Origin of the sequence: Actinomadura sp. 7K534, assembly GCF_004348575.1 — a bacterium.
Lineage (GTDB): Bacteria > Actinomycetota > Actinomycetes > Streptosporangiales > Streptosporangiaceae > Spirillospora > Spirillospora livida.
Window position 1 is genome coordinate 1 of sequence record NZ_SMKB01000119.1, and the last position, 22403, is coordinate 22403.

Annotated in this window: 23 protein-coding genes; 10 read left to right on the top strand and 13 right to left on the bottom strand. The window is 72.7% G+C overall.

Going from position 1 to position 22403, the window contains the following annotated elements:
• The coding region (locus E1266_RS22180) for a hypothetical protein (RefSeq protein WP_207945842.1) at nt 1-301 on the bottom strand (301 nt) is incomplete at its 3' end.
• Nucleotides 302-535: 234 nt separating this feature from the next.
• Here E1266_RS22180 and E1266_RS22185 point away from each other — a divergent pair.
• On the top strand, nt 536-955 hold the full coding sequence (locus E1266_RS22185; RefSeq protein WP_132049932.1) for a CBS domain-containing protein: 420 nt from the start codon (nt 536-538) through the stop codon (nt 953-955).
• A 97-nt stretch (nt 956-1052) separates the two neighbouring features.
• On the opposite strand, the gene E1266_RS22190 is transcribed toward E1266_RS22185, so the two are convergent.
• On the bottom strand, nt 1053-2210 hold the full coding sequence (locus E1266_RS22190) for an aminotransferase class V-fold PLP-dependent enzyme (RefSeq protein WP_243718710.1): 1158 nt from the start codon (nt 2208-2210) through the stop codon (nt 1053-1055).
• Nucleotides 2211-2343: 133 nt separating this feature from the next.
• On the opposite strand from E1266_RS22190, the gene E1266_RS22195 reads away from it, so the two are divergent.
• Complete coding sequence (locus tag E1266_RS22195) at nt 2344-4251, top strand: ABC transporter ATP-binding protein (RefSeq protein ID WP_132049937.1); 1908 nt, start codon at nt 2344-2346, stop codon at nt 4249-4251.
• A 47-nt stretch (nt 4252-4298) separates the two neighbouring features.
• Here E1266_RS22195 and E1266_RS22200 read toward each other — a convergent pair whose 3' ends face one another.
• From E1266_RS22200 to E1266_RS22215, 4 genes are all read right to left on the bottom strand, one after another.
• Nucleotides 4299-4733 (bottom strand): SRPBCC domain-containing protein, encoded by a 435-nt coding sequence (locus tag E1266_RS22200; RefSeq protein WP_132049939.1) that lies wholly within the window; start codon nt 4731-4733, stop codon nt 4299-4301.
• A 23-nt stretch (nt 4734-4756) separates the two neighbouring features.
• Nucleotides 4757-5149 (bottom strand): metalloregulator ArsR/SmtB family transcription factor, encoded by a 393-nt coding sequence (locus E1266_RS22205; RefSeq protein WP_132049941.1) that lies wholly within the window; start codon nt 5147-5149, stop codon nt 4757-4759.
• 1 nt (nt 5150) lies between these two features.
• Nucleotides 5151-5510 (bottom strand): VOC family protein, encoded by a 360-nt coding sequence (locus E1266_RS22210; RefSeq protein WP_132049943.1) that lies wholly within the window; start codon nt 5508-5510, stop codon nt 5151-5153.
• 77 nt (nt 5511-5587) lie between these two features.
• On the bottom strand, nt 5588-6337 hold the full coding sequence (locus E1266_RS22215) for an SDR family oxidoreductase (protein ID WP_132049945.1): 750 nt from the start codon (nt 6335-6337) through the stop codon (nt 5588-5590).
• 261 nt (nt 6338-6598) lie between these two features.
• Between E1266_RS22215 and E1266_RS22220 the strand changes: the two genes are divergently transcribed.
• Nucleotides 6599-7519 carry an NADP-dependent oxidoreductase gene (locus E1266_RS22220; RefSeq protein ID WP_132049947.1) on the top strand — a complete coding sequence of 307 codons (921 nt, stop codon included), beginning with the start codon at nt 6599-6601 and terminating at the stop codon, nt 7517-7519.
• A gap of 18 nt (nt 7520-7537) precedes the next feature.
• Here E1266_RS22220 and E1266_RS22225 read toward each other — a convergent pair whose 3' ends face one another.
• Together E1266_RS22225 and E1266_RS22230 are read right to left on the bottom strand one after the other, a co-directional pair.
• Nucleotides 7538-10225 (bottom strand): helix-turn-helix transcriptional regulator, encoded by a 2688-nt coding sequence (locus E1266_RS22225; RefSeq protein ID WP_132049949.1) that lies wholly within the window; start codon nt 10223-10225, stop codon nt 7538-7540.
• Nucleotides 10226-10265: 40 nt separating this feature from the next.
• Nucleotides 10266-10655, bottom strand: a complete 390-nt coding sequence (locus E1266_RS22230) for a hypothetical protein (RefSeq protein WP_132049951.1) — start codon at nt 10653-10655, stop codon at nt 10266-10268.
• Between the two features lie 194 nt (nt 10656-10849).
• Here E1266_RS22230 and E1266_RS22235 point away from each other — a divergent pair, with 194 nt between their 5' ends.
• Complete coding sequence (locus E1266_RS22235) at nt 10850-11332, top strand: SgcJ/EcaC family oxidoreductase (RefSeq protein ID WP_132049953.1); 483 nt, start codon at nt 10850-10852, stop codon at nt 11330-11332.
• Nucleotides 11333-11385: 53 nt separating this feature from the next.
• Here E1266_RS22235 and E1266_RS22240 read toward each other — a convergent pair whose 3' ends face one another.
• Together E1266_RS22240 and E1266_RS22245 are read right to left on the bottom strand one after the other, a co-directional pair.
• On the bottom strand, nt 11386-11562 hold the full coding sequence (locus tag E1266_RS22240; protein WP_132049955.1) for a DUF397 domain-containing protein: 177 nt from the start codon (nt 11560-11562) through the stop codon (nt 11386-11388).
• Complete coding sequence (locus E1266_RS22245) at nt 11553-12320, bottom strand: helix-turn-helix transcriptional regulator (protein ID WP_165966164.1); 768 nt, start codon at nt 12318-12320, stop codon at nt 11553-11555. The genes E1266_RS22240 and E1266_RS22245 overlap by 10 nt, the downstream gene beginning before the upstream one ends.
• A gap of 147 nt (nt 12321-12467) precedes the next feature.
• On the opposite strand from E1266_RS22245, the gene E1266_RS22250 reads away from it, so the two are divergent.
• The 3 genes from E1266_RS22250 (at nt 12468) to E1266_RS22260 (ending at nt 14000) form a co-directional block, all read left to right on the top strand.
• On the top strand, nt 12468-12857 hold the full coding sequence (locus tag E1266_RS22250; RefSeq protein ID WP_165966165.1) for an ATP-binding protein: 390 nt from the start codon (nt 12468-12470) through the stop codon (nt 12855-12857).
• A complete protein-coding gene (locus E1266_RS22255; RefSeq protein WP_132049961.1) occupies nt 12854-13045 on the top strand; it encodes a hypothetical protein in 192 nt (63 codons plus the stop codon). Before E1266_RS22250 ends, E1266_RS22255 begins: the two co-directional genes overlap by 4 nt.
• A 103-nt stretch (nt 13046-13148) precedes the next feature.
• The gene (locus E1266_RS22260) at nt 13149-14000 is read left to right on the top strand and encodes an endonuclease/exonuclease/phosphatase family protein (protein ID WP_132049963.1); all 852 of its coding nucleotides are present in this window, start codon (nt 13149-13151) and stop codon (nt 13998-14000) included.
• 18 nt (nt 14001-14018) lie between these two features.
• On the opposite strand, the gene E1266_RS22265 is transcribed toward E1266_RS22260, so the two are convergent.
• Entirely contained in the window at nt 14019-14903 is an 885-nt protein-coding gene (locus E1266_RS22265) for an NAD(P)-binding domain-containing protein (protein ID WP_132049965.1), read from the bottom strand.
• 202 nt (nt 14904-15105) lie between these two features.
• Here E1266_RS22265 and E1266_RS22270 point away from each other — a divergent pair, with 202 nt between their 5' ends.
• The gene (locus tag E1266_RS22270) at nt 15106-15897 is read left to right on the top strand and encodes an SRPBCC family protein (RefSeq protein WP_132049967.1); all 792 of its coding nucleotides are present in this window, start codon (nt 15106-15108) and stop codon (nt 15895-15897) included.
• A 12-nt stretch (nt 15898-15909) separates the two neighbouring features.
• Complete coding sequence (locus tag E1266_RS22275; RefSeq protein WP_132049969.1) at nt 15910-17031, top strand: SRPBCC family protein; 1122 nt, start codon at nt 15910-15912, stop codon at nt 17029-17031.
• Between the two features lie 26 nt (nt 17032-17057).
• Here the strand turns inward: E1266_RS22275 and E1266_RS22280 are convergent, their stop codons facing one another.
• Nucleotides 17058-19904 carry a LuxR family transcriptional regulator gene (locus tag E1266_RS22280; RefSeq protein ID WP_132049971.1) on the bottom strand — a complete coding sequence of 949 codons (2847 nt, stop codon included), beginning with the start codon at nt 19902-19904 and terminating at the stop codon, nt 17058-17060.
• A gap of 291 nt (nt 19905-20195) precedes the next feature.
• On the opposite strand from E1266_RS22280, the gene E1266_RS22285 reads away from it, so the two are divergent.
• Nucleotides 20196-21473, top strand: coding sequence for a helix-turn-helix domain-containing protein (locus E1266_RS22285; protein WP_132049973.1), 1278 nt, complete (start codon nt 20196-20198; stop codon nt 21471-21473).
• Nucleotides 21474-21477: 4 nt separating this feature from the next.
• Here the strand turns inward: E1266_RS22285 and E1266_RS22290 are convergent, their stop codons facing one another.
• The gene (locus tag E1266_RS22290; RefSeq protein ID WP_132049975.1) at nt 21478-22320 is read right to left on the bottom strand and encodes an alpha/beta hydrolase; all 843 of its coding nucleotides are present in this window, start codon (nt 22318-22320) and stop codon (nt 21478-21480) included.
• Between the last annotated feature and the right edge of the window lie 83 nt (nt 22321-22403).

Below are 22403 nucleotides of genomic sequence, written 5' to 3' on the forward strand. Positions count from 1 at the left end.
GGGGAGCGGGCTCGGCGGGGACCTCCTGGGCCTCGGCCTCTTCGGGCTTGGCCTCTTCGGGTTCAGTCTCTGGTTCGGCGGGGGCGTCTTCGGTGGCGGCCTCGTCCTCCGCGCGGTCTTCGGGCGGTTCTTCCTCCGCCGCCTCGGCCGCCGCCTTGGCGGGACGCCGGACGGGGATGTCCGGTCGGGTCAGGTCGACCTTCGCCGGGATGCGGAACTCGGTGGTGGCGGTGCGGGCGGACTCGCGCTCGTCCCCGCTGCCGGACGCCGACGGCTCCCGCTCCCGCTTGGCGTCGTCCACGGCATGCCCCTCCTCGGCCGGTGCCCCCAGGCGACCGGAGCGGTCTCCCCCGACGGCCCCCGTCATAGTGAAGGATGCGCAGTTTATCGAGAAGGTTCGCGCGGATCGGCAATCGGCGCGCGGGTCGCAGGACCACTCGCGGGCGGCCGATGAGTGAGGTCATTCCTGTCGGGTAGGTGCCGACTCATCCCGGGCCCGAGCGACGACCCACGAGGCTCAAGGAGTGAGCAGCACATGGCAACGAAGATCCGCGACATCATGACCGGTTCCCCGACGTCGGTGTCCCCGGAGCTGGACATCGTGACCGTGGCCCGCGCGATGCGCGACGAGGACATCGGCGCCGTCCTGGTGGCCGAGGGGGACGACCTCATGGGGCTCGTCACCGACCGCGACCTGGTGATCCGCGGACTCGCCGCCGGCGGCGACCCGAAGCAGCAGAAGATCGGCGGGATCGCGAGCACCGCGACCGCGACCGTCGGGCCGGACGACTCGCTCGACAAGGCCGCGCAGATCATGCGGGAGCGGGCCGTGCGCCGGCTGCCGGTGATCGAGGACGGCCGTCCGGTGGGCATCGTGACGATCGGCGACCTGGCGATGGAGAAGGACGAGGTATCCGCGCTCGCCGACATCAGCGCGGCCCGTCCGAACACCTGATCCGCGGCGGCGGCCGATCCGACTCACCCCCGATCCAGGGCGCGTCCGGCGGCTCCCGTGATTCCCCGTCCCCGGCCGCCGGGCGCGCCCGTCCCCGTCAGGGCAGGACCGACAGCAGGCGGTCCAGTTCCTCTTCGGTGTTGTAGTAGTGCACGGAGGCCCGCACGGCCGCCGGGGCGGCATGCGGGTCGTATCCGTGTGAGACCGGGTTCGTGACGTTGATGTTGACGTCCACTTCCCTGGCGGCGTCCTTGATCTCCGTGGGGTCGTGGCCGTCCACGGTGAACGTGACGATGCCGGACGGGCGGGCGCCCTTGTCGAGGACGGTCGTCCCGGGCCGCTCGGTGAGCGCGGCGCGCAGCCCGGTCGCGAGTCCGGTCACGCGGTCCTCGATCGCCGCGATTCCGAGGGCGGCCGCGTAGTCGGCGGCGACGCCCAGCCCGATCTGGCCGGCGACGTACCGCTCCCACGTCTCGAAGCGGCGGGCGTCGCCGCGCGTCTCGTAGCCGTCCGGGGCCTTCCAGTCGGCCGCTTGCAGGTCGAGGAACGGCGGCTCCAGCGTCTGGACGACCTCCCGCCGCACGTACAGGAACCCGGTTCCGCGGGGGCCGCGCAGGAACTTGCGGCCCGTCGCCGACAGCACGTCGCAGCCGATCTCACCGACGTCCACGGCGAGCTGGCCCACCGACTGGCACGCGTCCAGCAGGAAGAGGACGCCGTGCTCCCGGCACAGCCGCCCGACCTCGGCGACCGGGTTGACCAGCCCGTTGTGGGTGGGGACGTGGTTCAGCGACACCAGCCGGACGCCGCCCTTGACGAGTTCGGCCTCCAGCGCGTCCAGGGCGAGGGTCCCGTCGGCCTCGTCCGGGAGGACCTCGACGCTCAGGTTCCTGGCCGCCGCCACCTGCTGGTAGGCGATGGCGTTGCTGGAGTACTCGCTCGTCGTGGTGAGGATGCGGTCGCCCTCGGCGAAGGGGACCGCGTAGAACGCCATGTCCCAGGCCCGGGTGGCGTTCTCCACGTAGGCGATCTCGTCCGGGCGCGCGCCGATCAGCCCGGCCGTCGCGCCGTAGAACCGCTCGACGGCGGCCGCGTTGGCCTCCGCCGCCTCGTACCCGCCGATCGTGCTCTCCAGCGTGAAGTGCTCCGCGACGGCGTCGATCACCGGGCGCGGCGGGAGCGCGGCGCCGGCGTTGTTGAGATGGGCCACCCTTGCGCAGCCGGGGGTGTCGGTCCGGAGCCTGCCGATGTCCACGTGCCGCGTCCCTTCGAAAATGTCGTACCCCCGCGCGACCCTTGGCACAGGCGGCGACTTGACCTCAACCTTCATTGAGGTCGCATGCTCTCTTCCAGATAACGATCATCGCCTACCGAGCACGGGGTTCGTCATGGACATGGAAGTCACGGCGTGGATGTCGTTGCACCACGCGATGAACGCGCGCGACAGCCGGCCTTTCTCGAAGGCGACGCTGCGCCGCATCGGGCGGTTCGCCCGCCCGCACCGGCGGCCGCTGGCCGTGTTCCTCGGGTTCAGCGTGGTGATGGCCGTCCTCGCGGTCGCGACGCCCGTGCTGGCCGGGCAGGTCGTCAACGCCATCGTCGAGCAGGCCGCGCCGTCCACGGTCGTCTGGCTCGCCGTCCTGATCGCGTTCCTCGCGCTGGCCGAGGGCGGCCTCGGCCTCGCCAACCGGTGGCTGTCGGCCCGCATCGGGGAGGGGCTGATCCTCGACCTGCGCACCTCGGTGTTCGACCACGTCCAGCGCATGCCGGTGGCCTTCTTCACCCGCACCCGCACCGGCGCCCTGGTCAGCCGCCTGAACAACGACGTCATCGGTGCTCAGCGCGCGTTCAGCGACACCCTCTCCGGGGTCGTCAGCAACCTGGTGATGGTCCTGCTGACGTTCGCCGTGATGGTCCGCCTGTCGTGGCAGATCACCCTGCTGGCGCTGGTGCTGCTGCCCGTCTTCGTCCTCCCGGCCCGCCGCATGGGCAGCCGCCTGGCGCGGCTCGAACGCGAGGCCGCGGCGCACGACGCCGCGATGAGCACGCAGATGACCGAGCGCTTCTCGGCGCCGGGGGCGACGCTGGTGAAGCTGTTCGGCCGCCCGTCGCGCGAGTCCGCCGAGTTCGCCGCCCGCGCCCGCCGCGTCCGCGACATCGGCGTCCGCACCGCGATGGTGCAGCACGTCTTCATCACGGCGCTCACCATGGTGTCCGCCCTGGCGCTCGCGCTCGTCTACGGGCTCGGCGGCTACTTCTCCCTGCGCGGCCACCTCGACGCCGGCGCGGTCGTCGCGCTCGCGCTGCTCCTCACCCGCCTCTACGCGCCGCTGACCGCGCTCGCCAGCGCCCGCGTCGAGGTGATGAGCGCCCTCGTCAGCTTCGAGCGGGTCTTCGAGGTCCTCGACCTCAAGCCGCTCGTCGCGGAGCGGCCGGAGGCCCGCGCCGTTCCCGACGGCCCCGTCTCGGTCGAGTTCGACGGCGTCCGCTTCGCCTATCCGTCCGCCGACAAGGTGTCCCTGGCGTCGCTCGAAGAGGTCGCCACCCTCGACACCCGCGGCGGCGTCGACGTCCTGCACGACGTGTCGTTCCGCGCCGAGCCCGGCCAGATGGTCGCGCTGGTCGGCTCGTCCGGCGCCGGCAAGTCGACGATCGCCCAGCTCGTCCCGCGGCTGTACGACGTCGACTCAGGCGCGGTCCGCCTCGGCGGCGTCGACGTCCGCGACCTCACCTTCCAGAGCATCCGCGACACGCTCGGCATGGTCACGCAGGACGGCCACCTGTTCCACGAGTCGATCCGCGACAACCTCCTGCTCGCCCGGCCCGAGGCCACCGAGGACGACCTGTGGGACGTCCTGCGCCGCGCCCGCCTGGAGACCCTCATCAGGGGCCTTCCGGACGGGCTCGACACCATCGTCGGGGAACGCGGCTACCGGCTCTCCGGCGGCGAGCGCCAGCGCCTCACCATCGCCCGCCTCCTCCTCGCCCGGCAGCGCGTGGTCATCCTGGACGAGGCCACCGCCCACCTCGACTCCACGTCCGAGGCCGCCGTCCAGGAGGCGCTGACCGAGGCCCTCGACGGCCGCACGGCGGTCGTCATCGCCCACCGGCTCAGCACCGTCCGCGCCGCGGACGTGATCCTCGTCGTGGAGGAGGGCCGCATCGTCGAGCGGGGAACCCACGAGGAGCTTCTCGACGTCGGCGGCCGCTATGCCGACCTCTACCGCACCCAGTTCGCCGACCAGCCCGGAAACCCGCCCCTCGACCCCGAGCAGCCCCTGGAGCCGGTCGGCTGATCCGGCGCCTGCGGCGGCATGGGGGCCGAGGGGCGGGCCCCGGAAGGTCACTCGGTTTCGCTGAGCGTGCGCAGGAGGGAGCGGATGACGTTCGTGCGCCATCCGCTCCCCATGCCGCGGAAGGCGAACTCGTTGACGGGGTCGTCGAGGTCGAACCCCGCGTGCTCGATGAACAGGCGGGTGCCGCGCCCCTCGGGGACGAGCCGCCAGGTCACCGTCGTGTCGAGCCCGCCGCCGCCCCAGCTGATCCGCAGCAGGCGCTCCTCCTCGATGTCGAGGACGCGGCATTCGATCGTCCCGTCGAAGTCGACGTTCGGGATAGGCTTCGACGCGAACGTGAAGCGGTGGCCGACGACGGGCTCGAAGTCGTTCGGCATCAGCCAGCGGGCCAGCAGCTCCGGCTCGGTGAGCGCCCGCCACACCTTGCCGGGCGGATGCGGCAGAAACTCGTCCACCTCGATCGCCGCGCGTTCGTCGGTCATGGCACCTTCTGCTTCCCGTGGCATCACTCGTCCTCCTCGCTCGTTCGTCCCGCTCGGCCCGTTCGTTCGCCTTCGCCCGTTCGTTCGTCCTCGTCCAGGAGTTCGCGCAGATCGGCGAGCCTCTCCCGCCAGAACCGCTCGTAGGGGCCGAGCCACTCCGACAGCTCCCGCAGCGGCCCCGCCTCCAGCCGGTAGAGCCGCTGCCGGCCGCTGCGCCGCTCGCTGACCAGCCCGGCGTCCCGCAGCACCTTCAGATGCTCCGAGACGCTCGGACGGCTCATCGCGAAGTGCGACGCCAGGTCGTTCACCGGCTTCGGCCCGTCGAGCAGCAGCGCCGTCAGCTCCCGCCGGACGGGGCTCGCGAGCGCCGCGAACACGTCCCCGCCGCCCCTGTCCGCGCCCAAGTCCGCGCTCATGTCAGCGCTCGGCCAGGACGATGCCGTTGCCGTCCGGGTCGGTGAGCGTGGCCTGGCGCCCCCACGGCAGGTCCTGCGGGCCGTCGACGTCCACCCCGGCGCGGCGCAGCTGCGCGCAGTCGGCGTCCAGGTCGGACGTCTCCAGCATCAGCCCCTGGACGCTTCCCGGCGCCATGCCGGGCATGTGGTCCGCCAGGACCACGTTCGTGTCCGCGCCCTTGGGGGCGAGCTGGAGCCAGCGGACCGGCCCCATCGTCTGGTCCGTCACGACCTCGAACCCGAGGTCGTCGGCGTAGAAGCTCTTGGCTGCGTCCTGGTCGGAGACCGGCACGGTCACCATCCGCACATGCGTGATGTTCATGAGCCCGACGATAGGTAGGGCTTTCCCTACATGTCAAGCGTAGGAAAAGCCCTACCTATCGCCATCGGGGCGAAGGGTCAGTCGACCAGGGCGCCGGCGCTGATGTTGATCTGGGTCGAGGTCAGGCTCGCGGCATGGTCGGAGACCAGGAACGCGGCCACCCGGCCGACGTCGGTGAGCGTCACGGCGCGCTTGAGGAGGGTGGCGTCCACCATCTGCTGCTTCACCTGGTCCATCTCCGGCACGTCGGGCATGGACTCGGGGATGCCGCCGGTGCGCATCGTCAGGACGCGGACCGAGTGCGGCCCCAGCTCGCACGCCCACTGGCGGCGCATCGCCTCGACCATCTCGCAACCGACCTGCACGGTCCCGAGGCCGGGCATCCGGTTGGTGGCGTCGGAGCCGCCGAAGTGCAGGATCACGCCGGACCCCTGCTTGACCATGTGCCGGGCGGCGGCCTGCGACGTGAGCAGGAACGACCGGGCCACCTTCTCCATGGCGCGGGCGAAGTCCCCGACCGGCATCTCGATCAAGGGCTTGAACACGGCGTCCTGGGAGATGAGGTTGACGGAGACGTCGACGCCGCCCGCGGTCTGCGCGACGGAGTCGACCCAGCCGTTCACCGCGTCCTCGTCCAGGGCGTCCACGCGCGCGGTCTCGGCGAGTCCGCCGCGCGAACGGATGTCGTCGGCGACGGCGTCGAGCGTGGCGGGCGTCCGCCCGGCGAGGAAGACCCGCGCGCCCTCGGCGGCGAACCCGCGGGCCATGGCGCCGCCGATCGCGCCGCCGCCGCCGTAGATGATCGCCGTCTTGTTCTCCAGCAGCATGTCGTGCTCCGTTCCGTCTGTTTTCGAGGTGACTCGACGCTAGGACCGCGGACACGCGACCCGCATCGGTCGCAGAACGGGCGTGGAACGGCGCAGGTCGAAGCGGAAACGCGAGCCATCGGAACGGTCCCGCCGGACGTCCCCGGCGGGGGGCGGGCCGCGCGGGTAAGTCATGTGACCTATACCGACCGGGCCATGGGCGGTTCCTGCCGAGGCCGCGGCCGCGGGTTTAGGCGGTGGGGGCGGTGGCAGGTTGATGGCATGCGTGCCGTCACTTATGACTCGTTCGCCCCTGACAACTCCCGGCTGAAGGTCGGTGACGTCCCCGCCCCCAAGGTCGGCCCGGGCCAGGTGCTGATCGAGGTGCGGGCGGCCGGGGTCAACCCGGTGGACTGGAAGGTGATGGCCGGCGGCCTGGACGGGATGATGGACGCGGTGTTCCCCGTCATCCCCGGCTGGGACGTCGCCGGAGTGGTGCGCGGCCTCGGCCCAGACACGCCCGAGTTCGCGCCGGGCGACGAGGTCATGTCCTACGCGCGCAAGGACGTCGTCCACGCCGGGACGTTCGCGGAGTACGTCTCCGTGTCGGCGGACGACGTTGCGCGCAAGCCCGCCGCCCTCGACTGGAGCCAGGCGGGCGGCCTGCCGCTCGCCGGGATGACCGCCCAGCGCGCCCTGGACCGCCTGGAGATCGGCCCCGACGACGTGCTGCTCATCCACGCGGCGTCCGGCGGTGTCGGAAGCCTCGCCGTCCAGATCGCGCGCGACCGGGGCGCCCGAGTCATCGGCACGGCGTCCGAGAAGAACCACGACTACCTGCGGGAACTCGGCGCGGAGCCGGTGGCCTACGGGGAGGGGCTGGCCGACCGCGTCGGGGGGATCGCGCCCGGCGGCGTGTCCGCGGTCGCCGACTTCGCCGGGGGCCAGCTCGACACCACGCTGTCGGTGCTGCGGCCCGGCGGACGCCACGTCTCCATCACCGAGAACGAGGTGGAGAAGCACGGCGGCCACTGGATCTGGGTCCGCCCGGACGGCGCCGAACTCGCGCGCCTGGCCGAACTCGTCGACCGCGGCGCCCTCACGGTCGAGGTGGCCGGGACGTTCTCCCTGGACCGGGTGGGCGACGCCTTCGACGCCAGCCGCGGCGGCCACACCCGCGGCAAACTCGCCATCACGCCCTGAGCCGGGGCGCGGCCCGCGTCAGGTGACCGGCACCAGGCGGGCCAGTTCCGCGCGGCGGGTGACGCCGAGCTTCGGGTACGCCTTGTAGAGGTGGTGGCCGACCGTGCGGGGGCTCAGGTAGAGCTGCGCGGCGATCTCGCGGTTGCTGAGGCCCGCGGCGGCGAGCCGCACGACCTGCATCTCCTGCGGGGTGAGCCGTTTCATGGGGTCGGAGTCCCCGGCGCGGGCGGCGGGACGGTCGCCGAGCACCTCCAGTTCGGTGCGGGCGCGCTCGGCCCAGGCGGTGGCGCCGACCCGGGCGAAGGCGTCCTCGGCGGCGGCCAGTTCCGTGCGGGCCTCGGTGCGGCGGCGCCTCCGGCGCAGCCATTCCCCGTAGAGGAGACGGGTCCGCGCCGCGTCGTAGGCGTGGTCGCCGTGCAGGCTCAGCGCGGTCCGGTAGTGCTCGTCGGCATCGTCCCCGCCGGACAGGAGGGCGCGGCAGCGCGACACCATGGCGGTGCGCGATGTCGCCGCCGCCCACGCCTCGTACGCGGGCAGGTGAGCGCGGGCGAGTTCGGGACGCCCCGCCCGGACGGCCGCCTCCGCGTGGTCGGGAATCGCGCGGATCAGCAGATCATGGCGGGCGGGCCCCGAGCACACCGCGTCCAGGTGCCCCAGGGCGGCGTCGGCATGACCGCCTGCGAGCTCCAGAAGCCCAAGGCCCCAAGAGGCCAGCGCGGCGTTCGTCGGGTGGCGGTCGGCGTGCCGGAGGAGCCCGGGCCCCTCGGCCCGGGTGCGCTCCGCATCCGACTCCACCCGGACGGCGATGCACTTCAGCGCCGTGACCTGCATGTCCATGCCGATGTCGGCCGCGAGGGAGATGCCCTCCGCCGCCGCCGAGTCCGCGCCGTGCAGGTCGCCGAGCAGCAGCCGCCCGATCGCGAGGGGCTCCAGGATGTACGGGAGCCAGCCGAGCGCGCCCTCGGCCCTGGCGTCCGCGGCCATGCCCTCCAGCAGCGCCGTCGCGGCGCGGTCCTCGGCGACGAGGAGCCCCATGAAGCCCGCGATGATGCGCTCGACGACGTCCTCGACCCGCCCGTTCAGCGCGGCCTCGGCCAGCGCGCGCATCGGCGGGACGGCCTCGGGCGCGCCGTCGGTCAGCCGCCCGTAGGCGATCAGGCCGCCGGTCACCGGGGCCTTCGCCGAGCCCGGCGGGAGCCGCACCGTCCTGAGCAGCTCGACGCTCCGCCGCACGAGATCGTGCGCGCCGGCGTCCCGCGCCGACCACACGGCCTCGGTCAGCATCGCCACCGCCTGCTCGGGGTCGCTCCCGGCGATGAGGCCCGCGCCCTCCAGCGCGAGTTCGGCGTCGGCGGCCGGCGAGACGCGCTCGTAGGCGACCTGCGCGCGGATGAACGCGGCCTCGGCGATGACCGCGTCCTGCCGAGTGAGGTGCGCGGCCTCGGCGGCGAGACGGGTGGCATGGTCCGGCCGACCGGCGTCGTAGGCGGCCCGCGCGGCGTGGACGAGCCGCCGCGCCTTGCCCTCCGGGTCGGTGCTGAGCCGCGCCGCGCGCTCGTAGGCGGCGGCGACGGCGGCCGTCCCGCCGCGCCGCCCGGCGCGCTCCGCCGCGCGTTCCAACTGGGCCGCGGCGCCCTCGTCCGGGCCGGTGGCCGCGGCGGCCAGGTGCCAGGCGCGGCGGTCGGCGTGCTCGTCGCCGCCGAGGGCCCCGGCCAGGGCGTCGTGGACGGCGAGGCGCCGGTGGTGTGCGGCGTCCTGGTACGTCACGGCGCGGATGAGCGGATGGCGGAACCGGACGTCCGCGCCGTCGAGGACGACGAGCCCGGCCTCCTCCGCGGGCTCCAGATCGGCCGGGCCGAGGTCCAGCGACTTCGCGGCCCGCAGCACGACGCCGAGGTCGCCGGTCCCGTCGGCGGCGACCACCAGGAGCAGCCACCGGGCAGTGTCCGGCAGCGCGGCGAGCTGGCGGCGGAACGTCTCCTGCACCCGGCCGCCGACCGGCAGCGGCCCGGCGTGCCGGGCCGGCTCCGACCCGAGGGCGTTCGCCAGCTCGATCAGGGCGAGGGGGTTCCCGGCCGCCTCGTCCAGGAGCCGCTCCCGCACCGGGACGGTCAGGCCGGGCGCGTGCGCGGCCACCAGGTCCCGGGCGGCGGCGCGGTCCAGCCCGGCCAGGCGTAGGACGTCGAGGCCGTGGTCGGGGAAGGGGCGCGCCGTGTCCCGCACCGTGAAGATCATCGAGATCGGGTCGGCGCTCAGCCTGCGGGCGGCGAACAGCAGCGCGTCCAGCGAGGCGCCGTCGAGCCACTGCGCGTCGTCGACCAGGCAGAGCAGCGGACGGTCCGACGCCAGCTCGGACAGCAGGGTGAGGGTGGCGGCGCCGATCAGGAAGCGGTCCCCGGCCGGCCCCTCGGCGAGGCCGAACGCCGACCGCAGCGCCGCCGCCTGCTGCGCCGGCAGCCCGGCGAACCGGTCGCCGTAGGGGTGCAGCATCAGGTGCAGCCCGCTGAACGCCAGCTCGGTCTCGGACTCGATGCCCGCGCCGCGGACGAGCCGCATGTCCCCGGCGTCCGACGCGATCTGGTCGAGCAGCGCGGTCTTGCCGATGCCCGCCTCGCCCCGGATCACCACCGTCCCGCTATGTCCGGCCCGGGCGCCGTCGAGCAGCCCGGCGACCCGTTCCCTCTCGCGGTCCCGTCCCACCAGCACGCCGAAACCCTAACCCTGGAACGGCGCCCGGACAGGGCTCTTAACCGCGGCGTCTCTGCTCCACGAGGACCTTCCCGCCGACGAGGAAGGCCAGCATCCCCACGCCTATGAGCGGGTAGGCGTACCGGACGTCCACCACCAGCGGCACGGCCACCAGCACGGCCGAGACCAGGACGATCGCGGCGTATCGCTTCAACAGCACCCTGAGGTCACCGCTCCCGGGCGCCCGCGTCAGCACCGCCTGCGTCGCGATGACCACGACGGTGAGCAGCCCGAGCATCCCCGGAATCGCGAACCAGAAGAAGGTGTCACTGACCAGGGTGAGCGTAAGCCCGTACGACCCGAGCCCGACCACGCCCCAGATGCCCACCGATCGCGCCGCGCTCCGCCGCCCCGTGCCCGTCCGTCCCGCCGCCGAGGGCTTCGACATACCGCCCCTTTCTCGCCTCTCGCCCATGATCCGGCCCCGGACTCTAGGGGCGGCACAGCCGGTCGGCCAACACGCACGGCCGGTCCCTTGAGGTGCCACCTTCACCAGCGGCGGCGCGAGATCGGGGTGCCGCAGCGGGACGGCGGTTCCTCGTGGACATCGCAATGTCGTGGCCGGCTGCGATGCTGGGACGCATGCCCGAGACGACCGGACCCGCGGAGGCCGCCGAAGCGGCGGTGTCCGCGCTGTACGAAGAGCTGCTCCTCGCATGGAACCGGCGCGACGCCCGCGGGTACGCGGCGCTGTTCGACCCGGCCGGTGCCCTGGTCGGCTTCGACGGCGGCCAGGTACCCGCCTCGGAGGTCGCGGACCATCTGGCGCCGATCTTCGCGGACCATCCCACCGCCGCGTACGTGTGGAAAATACGCGAGGTGCGCTCCCTGACCGGCGAGGTGGTGCTGCTGCGCGCGATCGCCGGGATGGTCCCGCCCGGTCAGACGGAATTGAACCCGGCGGCGAACGCCGTCCAATCCCTGGTCGCTCAGAACCGCGCCGGGACGTGGCAGGTGGTCCTCTTCCACAACACCCCGGCGCAGTACCACGGCCGCCCCGAACTCACAGACCAGCACACAGAAGAGCTAAGCCAGATACTCCGCGACTCCTCAACCCAAGACTGACCACCACGCGGAGCACGATTCGGGCGCGGCCAGTCGCCTCGGCGAAGCGAGGCTCAGTGCTTGAGGTCGTTGAGGATGGCGCGGAAGTTGTCGTGGCTGAGTAGGAGTTTGGGGCCGTCGGGGTCCTTGGAGTCTCGGATGGCCACTGCCTGGGAAACCTGTGCCACCTCTACACATGCTCCGCCTTGACCATCGCTCTTGCGTGCCTTCCGCCACTTGATCAGGTCCATCGAACAACCGCCTTTCGCAGGAACTCACGGGAGTCGTCCACACTCAGGGCGTGAGCCTGCAATGCCGAGAATGCGCCGACCATGTGCAAGATATCCTCTCGGTCGCCCGTCGTAATGCCGCCTCTGGCGGCTGGCATGTGGAGCAGTTCATCCCCGTTGGGCTGGGTTGCCAGATTGAACGGCCCCTCAAGTCCCCGGTAGTACGCGGTGGGAGCTATCTGGAGGGTGATGTTCTCCCGCTCTGACATGGCCAGCAGGTGTTCGCACTGCTCCCGCATTACTACTGTGCTGCCCACGCGCGTCCAGAGCACGTTTTCGGCTAGGACGATACTGAGCATTGGGGGATTCTCCCGCTCCAGCACTGCTTGGCGGCGGAGTCGGCCCTCCACAGCGGCGTCGTCCAGTGGGAGTGCGCGGATGTACGCCTCGGTTTGGAAGAGGCCGTAGACGAACATCGTCTCGTAGGCCCGTAGCAGGGACGCGGTGCCCTCGGCCAGGGGGTAGTCGGCGAACCAGGGCGGGTAGCGGCTGGACTTGAGGAGGTCGTCCCAGGCGTCCACCATGGCGGTGCCGCTGTCGATGGCCTTGTCGAGCTGGCCCGCGAACTCCCTTCGGCAGCGGGTGGTGCCGTTCTCCACCTGGCCGATGTAGCTGCGGGTCACCGGTATCCGTTTTGCCAGTTCGAGTCGGGAAAGTCCGGCATCTTCGCGGAGCCGGGCCAGTTCGAGGCCGAAGGCGATCGTCTGCCGGGTGGGCATTCGAGACGGCATGGGGGGTCCACCTCTCGGAAGCACTTGCAAGTAGGTGCAAGTGGCCTCGCTATGTTGACGCGATTTGCTGCCGATACTACTCCACGCGGTTGACCATGTGCGTTCAGTAACGAAATGCATGGAGGTGGAGGCAAGGTGGGCGAGCCGGCGACGATGGTGGTGAAGGCGGACTTGGGGGCGGTCAGGGAGGCGCGGGACTTCGTCGGGCTGGTGTTCGGGGCGTGGGGGCTGGAGGATTACGTCGCCCGGACGGTGATAAGCGAGCTGGCCACGAATGCCATCACCCATGGGTCGCGCGAGGGGGACCTCGTGGTCGTGCGGGCCTACCGGAGGGAGGACGGCGTCCCCGTGGTGGAGACGTGGGATCGGTCCGACGTGGTGCCGGTGGTCCGGGTCGTCAACTACGCCGCGGAGGACGGGCGAGGGCTGCTCCTCATGGAGGCGCTCGTCCGGCGGTGGGGGACGCGGCCGCTGAGCGAGGGCGGCAAGGTCGTCTGGGCCGAGATCGAGCCGGTGCCCTCGTGAACGAGGGGGTTCTGCTGCTGTTTCTTCAGCGGATCTTCCCGGAATGGTCGATCACGAAGGGCGACGACGGTGTCCTGCGGATCAGCGGGCACGTTCGTGTCTCGGCCTCGTCCATCGACGGGGTGCTGGACGTACTCGCGGCAGTCGAGCCCGAGGCTGGGGAACGGGTGCGCCGGTACTTTCGCTGAGTCCTTCTCCCCGGGCCGTCGCAATCACCCGCGACCAGCACGATCAAGGTGAACTCGCATTGCCGGGCCACAATGGGGTGGACAGCGGCAAAGGGCGGCGTAAATGCGCGTACTGACCTGGAACGTGTGGTGGCGCTTCGGGCCTTGGCAGGCCCGTAGGGAGGCGATCGCGACCACCCTGGAGCAGCTCGACTGCGATCTCATCGGCTTGCAGGAGGTCTGGGACGACGGCCGGGAGAACCTTGCCGGATGGCTCGCGAACCGGCTCGGCATGCATTGGACCTGGGCGGTCTCCGACCGTCCCGGACGATGGCACAAGCGGCTCGGCGAGGATGGGATCGACGTCGGTGATGCCGTTCTGACCCGCTGGCCCATCATCGACAGCGCAAAACTGCGGCTCCCCAATGCCGGCGGTCGCGACGACGGTCACCAGGCCCTTTACGCCAAGGTGGACGCCCCCGACCACCCCATCGCCTTCTTCACCACCCATCTCAATAGCGCGCCGCACGAATCGGCGGTGCGCTGCGCCCAGGTCAACGCGCTGGCCCATTTCGTCGACGCCCACGGGAAGCACACCCCGTTCCCGGTCGTCCTCACCGGCGACTACAACGCACTGCCGGATTCGGACGAGATGCGCCTGCTGGGCGGCTACCGGACCGCTCCCGCCGTGCCGGGTCAGATCCTGTTGGATGCCTGGGAGTACGCCGACCCCTCCGCACCGGGCCACACCTGGTCTCCGGCCAATCCCTACGCCGCCCGAACCCACGAACCGCCGGGACGCATCGACTACATCCACCTCGGCGCGCCCGGTCCGGGCGGTCTCGGCCGCGTCCTGTCCGTCCGCCGAGTCGGGGACCGCCCCGTCAACGGCGTCTGGCCGTCCGACCATGCGGCTGTTCTCGCCGAGCTGGCGACTCACCCAAGAGGTTCAGATGCTCTACCGGAGCCCTACTGACTTTTGCGCACACCTCGGTTACGACGACTGACCCCTCGCGACCGGCAGCAGCTCGAAGAGGCTGGAGAAGCCCTGGTCGCCGTGGCCTTCGGCGATGCGGGCGTCCATGAGCTTCTTCACCTCGCGCATCCGGAGGGCCTCCACGCCGCGGGACTCGCGGTGGGTGATCATGTCGTCCATGAGCGCGGCCTGGACGTTGAGCGGGCCCATGTCGGGCGCGTAGTCGCCGTTCTTCACCGCATTCGCCATCGTGGTGAGCAATGGCGGGTAGGCGGTCAGGGAGCCGGCGAATCGCTCGGCGAACTCCGCCACGTCGAAACCTTCCGACCGGACCAGTTTCAGCGTGTGCAGGAAGCCGATGAGCAGTTCGTAGGACGCCGCGACCTGGGCCAGGAGTTCCACGGCGGCGAAACCGGCGTCCTCGCCGTGGTAGGTGATGGGGCCCAGTTCCCTCAGCGTCGGCTCGTGGGCCTTGAACACGTCGTGTGATCCGCTGACCGGCAGCAGGATGTTCGTCGTCCCGATGTACGGCGGGTCTCCCATGATCTTTCCGTCCAGGTACTCCGCGCCGTGCTCGTGCGCCCAGCGTTCGTTCGCCCGCGCCTGGGCGGGGGAGCAGCTCGTCACGTTCACCAGGACCTTGCCCGCGACCGCGCCGCCGAGGGTCTCCAAGACCTCCTCGACCGCCGCGCCGTCGAGGAGGCAGAGCACGGTGAGCGGGCTCGCCGCCACCGCGTCCGCGGCCGTCGCGGCGGCGGTGGCGCCGGCTTCGGTCAGCGGTGCGGTCTTGCTCGCCGTCCGGTTCCAGACGGTCGTGGCGTAGCCGCGGTCGACGAACATCCTGGCGATCGCCGACCCCATGTCCCCGAGGCCGATGACGCTGACCTGGCCTTCTGCCTTCATGCCGCTTCCTCCCCGTACCGAACCGCCGGACGCCCGTCACGCTAGAACCTCAAGTTGACTTGAGGTCAACCGTGACCCGCGTCACCGGGAGCCGCCCGATCGGGGAATTTGGGGCTTGTCCTGGCCTGCAGCCTGTTTTGCCGTGGTTTGACCGGGTAATGCGGCGCCGTACTCGAGCGGACTACCGAAGTGGGAACAGGACATGAACTTCCGGACGGGTCTGGCCGCCGGCGCGGGCGGTGCCCTCGCCGTGCTGTCGGCCCGGCGGCTGGGCCGGCGGGTGCTCGGCGGGGCCGTCCAGCGGCTCGAACGGCGGCTGGAACGCGCCGTCCGGGACCTCACGGCCAAGGCCGAGCAGGGCGGTCCGATCGTCAAGGCCGCGCTGGCCGGAGCCAAGGCGCTCGCCGCGGGCAAGTCCCCGGTGCGGGCGCTGCTGAGCTTCGGCTGGACGGCGCTGAAGGAGACCCTCGCCAACATCTTCGGGCGGGGGCGGAGGGGGAAGCCGACCAACATCGTCGAGCAGATCGACGTGGGCGCCCCGCGCCGGCTCGTCTACGACCAGTGGACGCTCTTCCAGGAATGGCCGACCTTCATGAAGAAGGTGGAGAGCGTCGACCAGAAGTCCGACGAGAAGCTGAACTGGAAGGCCAAGGTCTTCTGGTCCAGCCGGACGTGGGAGTCGACGATCACCGAGCAGGTCCCCGACCGGCACATCGTGTGGCGGTCGAAAGGCCAGAAGGGCTACGTGAACGGGTCGGTGACCTTCCACGAGCTGTCGCCGAACCTGACCCGCGTCCTGCTCGTCCTGGAGTACCACCCAGCCGGCCTTTTCGAGCGGACCGGCAACCTCTGGCGCGCCCAGGGCCGCCGGGCCCGCCTAGAACTCAAGCATTTCCGCCGTCACGTGATGACGCAGTCGCTGACCCGCCCCGACGAGATCGAGGGCTGGCGCGGCGAGATCCGGGACGGCGAGACCGTCACAACCCCTGAGTAAGGAAGCGAGACCATGAAACGCGGAAGCAAGTTGGGCGCATTGCCCGTCGGAAGCGTCACCAAGCTGCTGCCGGGCGGCCGTCGCAAGAAGGTGCCCGGCCTGAGCGGTATCACCAAGGCCCTGCCGGGCGGCGGCGGGGGGATCGCCAAGAGCCTGCCCGGCGGGCGGGCCGTCGGCACGGCCGGCGGCGTCCTGCTCGGCGCCGGCGCGGCCGTCGCCGCGAGCCGGGCGTTCACCGGACGCAAGGGCGAGGACGACTCCTCGAACCAGGAGGAGCCGGAGCAGAAGAAGAACGCCCGGAACAAGAACTCGCAGGACGAGGACTCCAAGGCCGAGGCCGAGGACACCGAGCAGCAGGACGAGCAGGACGAGCAGGCCGGCAAGAACGGCCAGGGCGTGTTCGGCCGCATCAAGGACACCGTCGGCGGCGTCGTCCCCGGCATCGGCAACAGCGATGAGGAGGACGACGGCAAGGACGAGGGCAAGGGCGGCGGCAAGGGCGGCGGTGGCAAGAAGGTGAAGGTCACCAACATCGTCGAGCACATCGACATCGGTGCGCCGCGCCGCCTCGTCTACGACCAGTGGACGCAGTTCCAGGACTACCCGTCCTTCATGAAGAAGGTCATCAGCGTCGACCAGGCCGACGAGACCAAGCTGAACTGGCAGGCCAAGATCTTCTGGTCCAAGCGGACCTGGGAGGCCACGATCATCGAGCAGGTGCCGGACGAGCACATCGTGTGGCGCTCGCAGGGGGCGAAGGGCCACGTGGACGGGACGGTCAGCTTCCACAAGCTGTCGCCGAACCTGACCCGCGTCCTGCTGGTCCTGGAGTACCACCCGCAGGGCTTCTTCGAGCGGACCGGCAACATCTGGCGCGCCCAGGGCCGCCGCGTCCGGCTGGAGCTGAAGCACTTCCGCCGCTTCGTGATGACGCAGTCGCTGACCCGCGCCGACGAGGTCGAGGGCTGGCGCGGCGAGATCCGCGACAGCGAGGTCGTTCTGACGCACGAGGACGCCTTGGACGAGGAGGAGCGCGACCGCAAGGACGACGCTCCCGAGAGCAAGAAGCGGGAGACCGACGAGCGCGAGACCGACGAGCGCGAGACCGAGGAGGAGTACGAGACCGCTCGCTGACGTGCAGGTCGCCGCACCCGAGTCGGTCAGCGGATCAGCCGGGCCAGCTCGACGCGCGACCGGATCCCGAGCCGGGTGAAGACGTTGCGGAGATGGTGGTCGATGGTCCGCGGGCTGAGCAGCAGGCGCGCCGCGATCTCGCGGTTGGTGGCCCCCTCGGCGGCCAGCCGCGCGATGTGCGCCTGCTGGGCGGTCAGCTCCCCGAAGCCGTCCGCGGTGACGGGCGCGGCCCCGCCGTCCGTTCCGGCCCTGCTGGGCGGCGGGGCCGTTTCGGCTGCGGCGGGCGCGATGGTCTCGCCTGCGGCGCGCAGCTCCGCGCGGGCCCGCGCCGTCCACGGGACGGCGTCGTACCGCTCGAAGATGCGCAGGGCGGCGCGGAGGTGCTCGCGGGCGGCGCGCGGCCGGCGGCCGCGCCGGAGCCGGTGCCCGAACAGCAGCTCGGTCCGGGCCAGGTCGAACACCGCGCCGGCGGCCTCGTGCAGGCGGAGCGCCTCGGTGAAGTGCTCCGCGGCCTCGGCGTCGCGGGCGGCGAGCAGCGCCTGGCAGCGCCGGGCGAGCGCGGCGCGCCCCGGGGCGCGCGGCGTCCCGTCGGCCCAGCGCCGGTAGTGCTCGAACGCCTCGGCGGCCTGCTCCCGCCGGCCGGTGTGCACGAGCGCCTCGACCAGGTGCGGGACGGCCAGCAGCCGCGCGGGCGGATGGGCCAGCCCGGCGCCGCCGGGCAGCCGGAGGCGCGCGGCCGCGTCGGCGGGCCGGTCGGCGGCGAGGTCGAGCGCGGCGGGCGCCCAGGAGCCGAAGGCGGCGGCGCGGGTGATGCCGCGGCCCCCGGTGGGGCCGGTGAGCCGGTCCAGGTGCCCCTGCGCGGTGGTGTCGTCGCCGTTGAACCCGGCGGTGAGCGCGAGCGTGGCGAGCTGCTCGGCCGTGTGCGCGTGCAGCTGGGCGGCGCGGGCGAGGCGCAGGCCGTCGTGGCAGGCGGCGATCGGCCCCGGCGGGTGCCCGAGGAGTGCCTCGCAGCGTCCGGCGACCATCAGCGCGTACGACTCCAGGGGCGCGTTCCCGGCCCGGCGGGCGGACGCGACGGCCGCGGCGGCGAGGGAGCGGGTGGCGGCGCCGTCCCCGAGCATGAACGCCGACAGCGCCGCCCACGTCTGCGCGGCCGGGTCGGTGGCCTCGGCGCCGAGCAGCACGGCCCGCCGGAGGTGGCCCGCCGCCGCCGGGTAGCGGCCGCGGATCGCGGTGGCCGTGCCCGTGAGGTGGGCGAGCAGCAGCGCGGAGCGCGGCGCGGCGTCGGAACCGGCTCCGGGGAGCGCCGCGGCCCGGTCGGCGATCTCCAGGTAGGCGCCGTGGTCGCCGGACGCGTCGGCGGCCTCCGCCGCCCAGGCCAGCGCGCCCAGCGCGGCCTCGGTGTCGTGCCGGGCGAGCCGTTCGGCGGCGTCCCGGAGCATGGGGACGGCCGCCGCGGGGGAGCCGGCCGCCGCCTCGATCTCGCCGCGCAGCCCGTCGGCGCGCGCGGCGCACGCCTCGCCGCACGCGACCTGGCGGACCTGCCGCAGCAGGGACCGGGCCCGCCGGGACCGGCCGCTCGCCCAGGCGTCGCCGGCCGCGGACAGCAGCCGGTCGGTCCGCGCGCCGTCCTCGCCGGTGAGGGTGGCGGCGCGCTGCCAGACCCGCCACGAGTCGGCGTACCGGCCGGCCTCCTGGGCCTTCCGCGCCGCCGCCGCGAGCTCGTCCGCGATCCGCGGGTCCGGCTCCCCGGTGACGGCCGCGCGGTGCCAGAGCCGCGCCGGCGCCTGCCATTCCTGCACGAGGACCTCGGCGAGCAGCGCGTGCGCCGCCTGCCGCTCCTCCCGCGACGCGTCGGCCCACAGCGAGGACCGGACGAGCCGGTTGCGCACGGTCACCGCGTCGCCCTCGAACCGCAGCAGGCCGGACGCGCGGGCCGCGTCGAGGTCGGCCGGGCCGATGCCGCCGGTCCGGGTGGCCCGCGCCACGGTCGCGGCGTTGACCCACTCGTCCGCCAGCACCATGAGGACGAGCCGCCGCGCGCCCGGGGGAAGCCGCAGGTAGCGGTGGCGGTTCAGGGAGCGCAGGGTGCTGCCCGCCGGGAGCGAGCGGGGCGGCGGCACGGTGCCGGACAGCTGGCCGGGGGTCAGCGCGGCGGCGAGGTCGCGGATCGCCAGCGGGCGCCCGCAGGCCAGGTCGACGACCTCCTCGGCGAGGTCGCCGCCGATCGCGGCGTACGGGACCGCGCAGCCCATCGCCTCGCCGAGCGCGTCCTGGAGGACGCGGCGGCTCGCGTCCTCGTCGAGGGGCGGGAGGGGCAGCCGCCGGATGCCGGCGAGGCCGTCGGGGTCGCCTTGCCCGCCGCGCGCGGCGAACAGCATCGCGATCCGGTCGTGCTGGACGCGCCGCGCCGCGAAGGCCAGCGCCTCCAGCGAGACCGGGTCCAGCCACTGGACGTCGTCGGCCCGGCAGAGCACGGGGCCGTGCTCCGCGGCCCGGCCGAGCAGCTCGCACACCGCCGCGTACAGGACGAACGGCGTGCCGCCGCGGCCGCCGCGGGTGACCGCGCCGAGCGCGTCGCGGTGCGCCGCGGGCAGCTCCGCGATCAGCCCGGCCAGCGGCCGCAGCAGCCGGTGCAGCCCGGCGTAGGGGACGGCCGCCTCCCGGCGGACGCCGGTGGTGCCGAGGACGCGGAAGCCGGGTGCGGCCCGGCGCGCCGCCGCGTCCAGCAGGGCGGTCCGGCCGGTGCCGGCGTCGGCGACGATCGCCAGCGCGCCGCCGTGGCCGTCGCGGGCCCGGTCGAGCAGCGTCCCGATGACGCCGAGTTCGCGAGCGCGTCCGTGGATCCGTGGGGGCGGGGATTCAGGGGCCATGCCGGTCCTCCTCTGCGGGAACGACCCTGACCGAGCGGGTCTCGGCTAGAACAGACCTCTAGAACGAGCCTCTACAATGAACCTCTGGTTGGACGGTCCTCGAAAGGGAGCGGGCCCATAGATGACCATGCGTCCACGGGACGGGTCCAGAGCGGCGTTCTGGTTCGGGGACGCGGCGCAATCCGGACGGGTCCCCGTTGTGCACCTGCACAGTCTGGACGTCCGGAGATGGCCGGAACGCGCCCGTGATGGCACCATGAGGCCCCCGCGTTGTGCTGGAGGTGGCCCTCGATGACGGGAGGACGGCCCGCGGCGGCCGCCGGGTTGAACGCCGATCGCTCCAACGACCGCGAGATCATGCGCAAGGCCGTGCTGCGCCTCACCGACCGGCTCCCCGATCTCGCCGACCGGCTCACCGCCGAGATCCTGTCCGGGGACGGCGCCCACCGCGACGAGGAGTTCACCCGCGACGTGTGGGAGATGTGCCATACCGGGCTCGGGCACGGCTTCGAGACGATCCTGGAACCGGGCCGCGGCCGCGCCGACCTCGAATGGGCGCAGCGGCTCGGCCGGCGCCGCGCCCACCAGGGCCAGCCCCTCGACCAGCTCCTGCGCTCCTACCGGCTCGCCGGGAAGGTGTTCTGGGAGGCCGTGGTCGAGGTCGTCGACCGGCACGACCCGGAGAGCGTCGCGACGCTGATCAGGCAGGCGACCCGCACCTGGGACACGATCGACCAGCAGTCCGGCGCCGCGGCCGCGTCCTACCACAGCACCGAGCTCGCGCTCGCGCGGCGCAGCGAGGAGCGCGTCCACGCGATCGTCGACGCGCTCCTGGACGGCCAGGGCGCCGACGGCGGCCTGCTGTCCACCGCCACGTCGGTCCTCGGCCTGCCCGCCACCGGCCGCTACGCCGTCGTCATGCTCGGCGCGGAGAGCGGGTTCGGCGACGGCGTGGAACGCCGCCCCGGAGACACGGCCGGGATGCGCTTCATCTGGCGGCTGCGCACCGACGCCCAGGTGGCGCTGGTCGCGCTCGGCACCGCGGAACTGGACGACCTGGTCGCCGCCGTCCGCCCCTACGCCCGCTCGCACGCCGGCGTCAGCCCCGTCGTCGACTCCCTCGCCGAGCTGGGCACCGCCCGCTGGTTCGCCGAGCTGGCGCTGCGCACCTGCCGCGGCCCCGGCAACCAGATAGCGCGCCTGGACCGCCGGCTCCCCGACGCCCTCGTGCTGTCCCAGCCCCGGCTGTCCGGGCGGCTCGGACACGTCGCGCTCGGCGGCCTCACGGACGTCGACCCGGCGTTCCGCGAGGTCCTGCTGACGACCCTCGGCACCTGGCTGGAGTGCGACGGCTCCGCCGCCCGCGCCGCGGACCGGCTGTTCTGCCACCGCAACACCGTGCTGAACCGGCTCCGCAAGATCGAGCAGCTCACCGGCCGGACGCTGACCCGTCCGGGCGACCTGGTCGAGCTGGCCCTCGCGCTGAGCGCGCTGCGCCTGCACGGATCCGGCCCCGAGCACGGCGGAGGGCCGCCCGCGCGGGGAGGCGTCGGGCGGCCCGTCCGGTAGAGCCCTAGGAGTGCGGGCAGGTGTCGCGGTACTCCTCGATGTCGCCGCCGGCCCGGGGCGGCGGGCACAGGAACTGCTCGTAGCGGGTGTCGTTGTCCACGAACCGCTTCAGCCAGGAGATGCTGTACTTCGCGATCGTGGTGTTCGAGGTGTTCGGCGCGAAGTGGCTGGCGTTGTTCAGCTCCAGGTACGCCTTCTCCGTCGCCGCCGGGATGCTCTGGTAGAACGGCTCGGAGTGCGAGCTCACCGGCGCGACCGAGTCGCTCTCCGCCCCGATGATCAGCGTCGGGACGCGGCTGTTGAAGCTCTTCTGCAGGTTCCACGGGGTCAGCGGGATCGCCGCCTGGAGCGACGGACGCGACAGGGACGCCTCCAGCGACCCGCCGCCGCCCATCGAGTGACCCATCACGGCGAGCCGCGAGGAGTCGATCCGGGACCGGACGCTGCTGCGCCCGGTGAGGTAGTCCAGCGCGGCCAGCAGCTGCCGGCCGCGGCTGTCGGGCTGGTCGAGGCGCGTGTTGGTGTCGATGGTGAAGACGACGAAGCCCTGCGAGGCGAGCCGCGGCCCGTACCAGGACATGCTGGACTGGTCGGCGGTGAACCCGGGGGCGATCGCGACCGCGCCGAACGTGCCCTGGGAGGTCTCGCGCGGGTAGTAGATCGTCCCGCCGCCGAAGCCGGTGACGAACAGCGACGAGACCCTGTCCTCCGACACGGAGAACGGGCCGCGCAGGGCCTCGATGCTCGACACGGTCGGGTCCGGTCCGCGCTCGTAGGGGTTGTCGGCCGCCTGGGCGGCCTGCGGCACGGCGACGGTGCCCGCGGTCAGCGCCGCGGCGAACAGCATCTTCGCAGCGAGCCTGGGGGTGGATAGCACGTCGATTCGCTCCTGTTCGCGGGGAGCCGGGGGGAGCGGCTCCCGAACGGGGG

What these genes read in the sequence shown, in the direction of transcription:
- E1266_RS22275 (WP_132049969.1), top strand. Translation starts at nt 15,910, where the DNA reads ATGAAACGCGGAAGCAAGTTGGGCGCATTGCCCGTCGGAAGCGTCACC.
- E1266_RS22220 (WP_132049947.1), top strand. Translation starts at nt 6,599, where the DNA reads ATGCGTGCCGTCACTTATGACTCGTTCGCCCCTGACAACTCCCGGCTG.
- E1266_RS22240 (WP_132049955.1), bottom strand. Translation starts at nt 11,562, where the DNA reads ATGGACCTGATCAAGTGGCGGAAGGCACGCAAGAGCGATGGTCAAGGC.
- E1266_RS22260 (WP_132049963.1), top strand. Translation starts at nt 13,149, where the DNA reads ATGCGCGTACTGACCTGGAACGTGTGGTGGCGCTTCGGGCCTTGGCAG.
- E1266_RS22215 (WP_132049945.1), bottom strand. Translation starts at nt 6,337, where the DNA reads ATGCTGCTGGAGAACAAGACGGCGATCATCTACGGCGGCGGCGGCGCG.
- E1266_RS22280 (WP_132049971.1), bottom strand. Translation starts at nt 19,904, where the DNA reads ATGGCCCCTGAATCCCCGCCCCCACGGATCCACGGACGCGCTCGCGAA.
- E1266_RS22265 (WP_132049965.1), bottom strand. Translation starts at nt 14,903, where the DNA reads ATGAAGGCAGAAGGCCAGGTCAGCGTCATCGGCCTCGGGGACATGGGG.
- E1266_RS22185 (WP_132049932.1), top strand. Translation starts at nt 536, where the DNA reads ATGGCAACGAAGATCCGCGACATCATGACCGGTTCCCCGACGTCGGTG.
- E1266_RS22245 (WP_165966164.1), bottom strand. Translation starts at nt 12,320, where the DNA reads ATGCCCACCCGGCAGACGATCGCCTTCGGCCTCGAACTGGCCCGGCTC.
- E1266_RS22195 (WP_132049937.1), top strand. Translation starts at nt 2,344, where the DNA reads ATGGACATGGAAGTCACGGCGTGGATGTCGTTGCACCACGCGATGAAC.
- E1266_RS22205 (WP_132049941.1), bottom strand. Translation starts at nt 5,149, where the DNA reads ATGAGCGCGGACTTGGGCGCGGACAGGGGCGGCGGGGACGTGTTCGCG.
- E1266_RS22230 (WP_132049951.1), bottom strand. Translation starts at nt 10,655, where the DNA reads ATGTCGAAGCCCTCGGCGGCGGGACGGACGGGCACGGGGCGGCGGAGC.
- E1266_RS22200 (WP_132049939.1), bottom strand. Translation starts at nt 4,733, where the DNA reads ATGACCGACGAACGCGCGGCGATCGAGGTGGACGAGTTTCTGCCGCAT.
- E1266_RS22210 (WP_132049943.1), bottom strand. Translation starts at nt 5,510, where the DNA reads ATGAACATCACGCATGTGCGGATGGTGACCGTGCCGGTCTCCGACCAG.
- E1266_RS22235 (WP_132049953.1), top strand. Translation starts at nt 10,850, where the DNA reads ATGCCCGAGACGACCGGACCCGCGGAGGCCGCCGAAGCGGCGGTGTCC.
- E1266_RS22290 (WP_132049975.1), bottom strand. Translation starts at nt 22,320, where the DNA reads ATGCTGTTCGCCGCGGCGCTGACCGCGGGCACCGTCGCCGTGCCGCAG.
- E1266_RS22270 (WP_132049967.1), top strand. Translation starts at nt 15,106, where the DNA reads ATGAACTTCCGGACGGGTCTGGCCGCCGGCGCGGGCGGTGCCCTCGCC.
- E1266_RS22285 (WP_132049973.1), top strand. Translation starts at nt 20,196, where the DNA reads ATGACGGGAGGACGGCCCGCGGCGGCCGCCGGGTTGAACGCCGATCGC.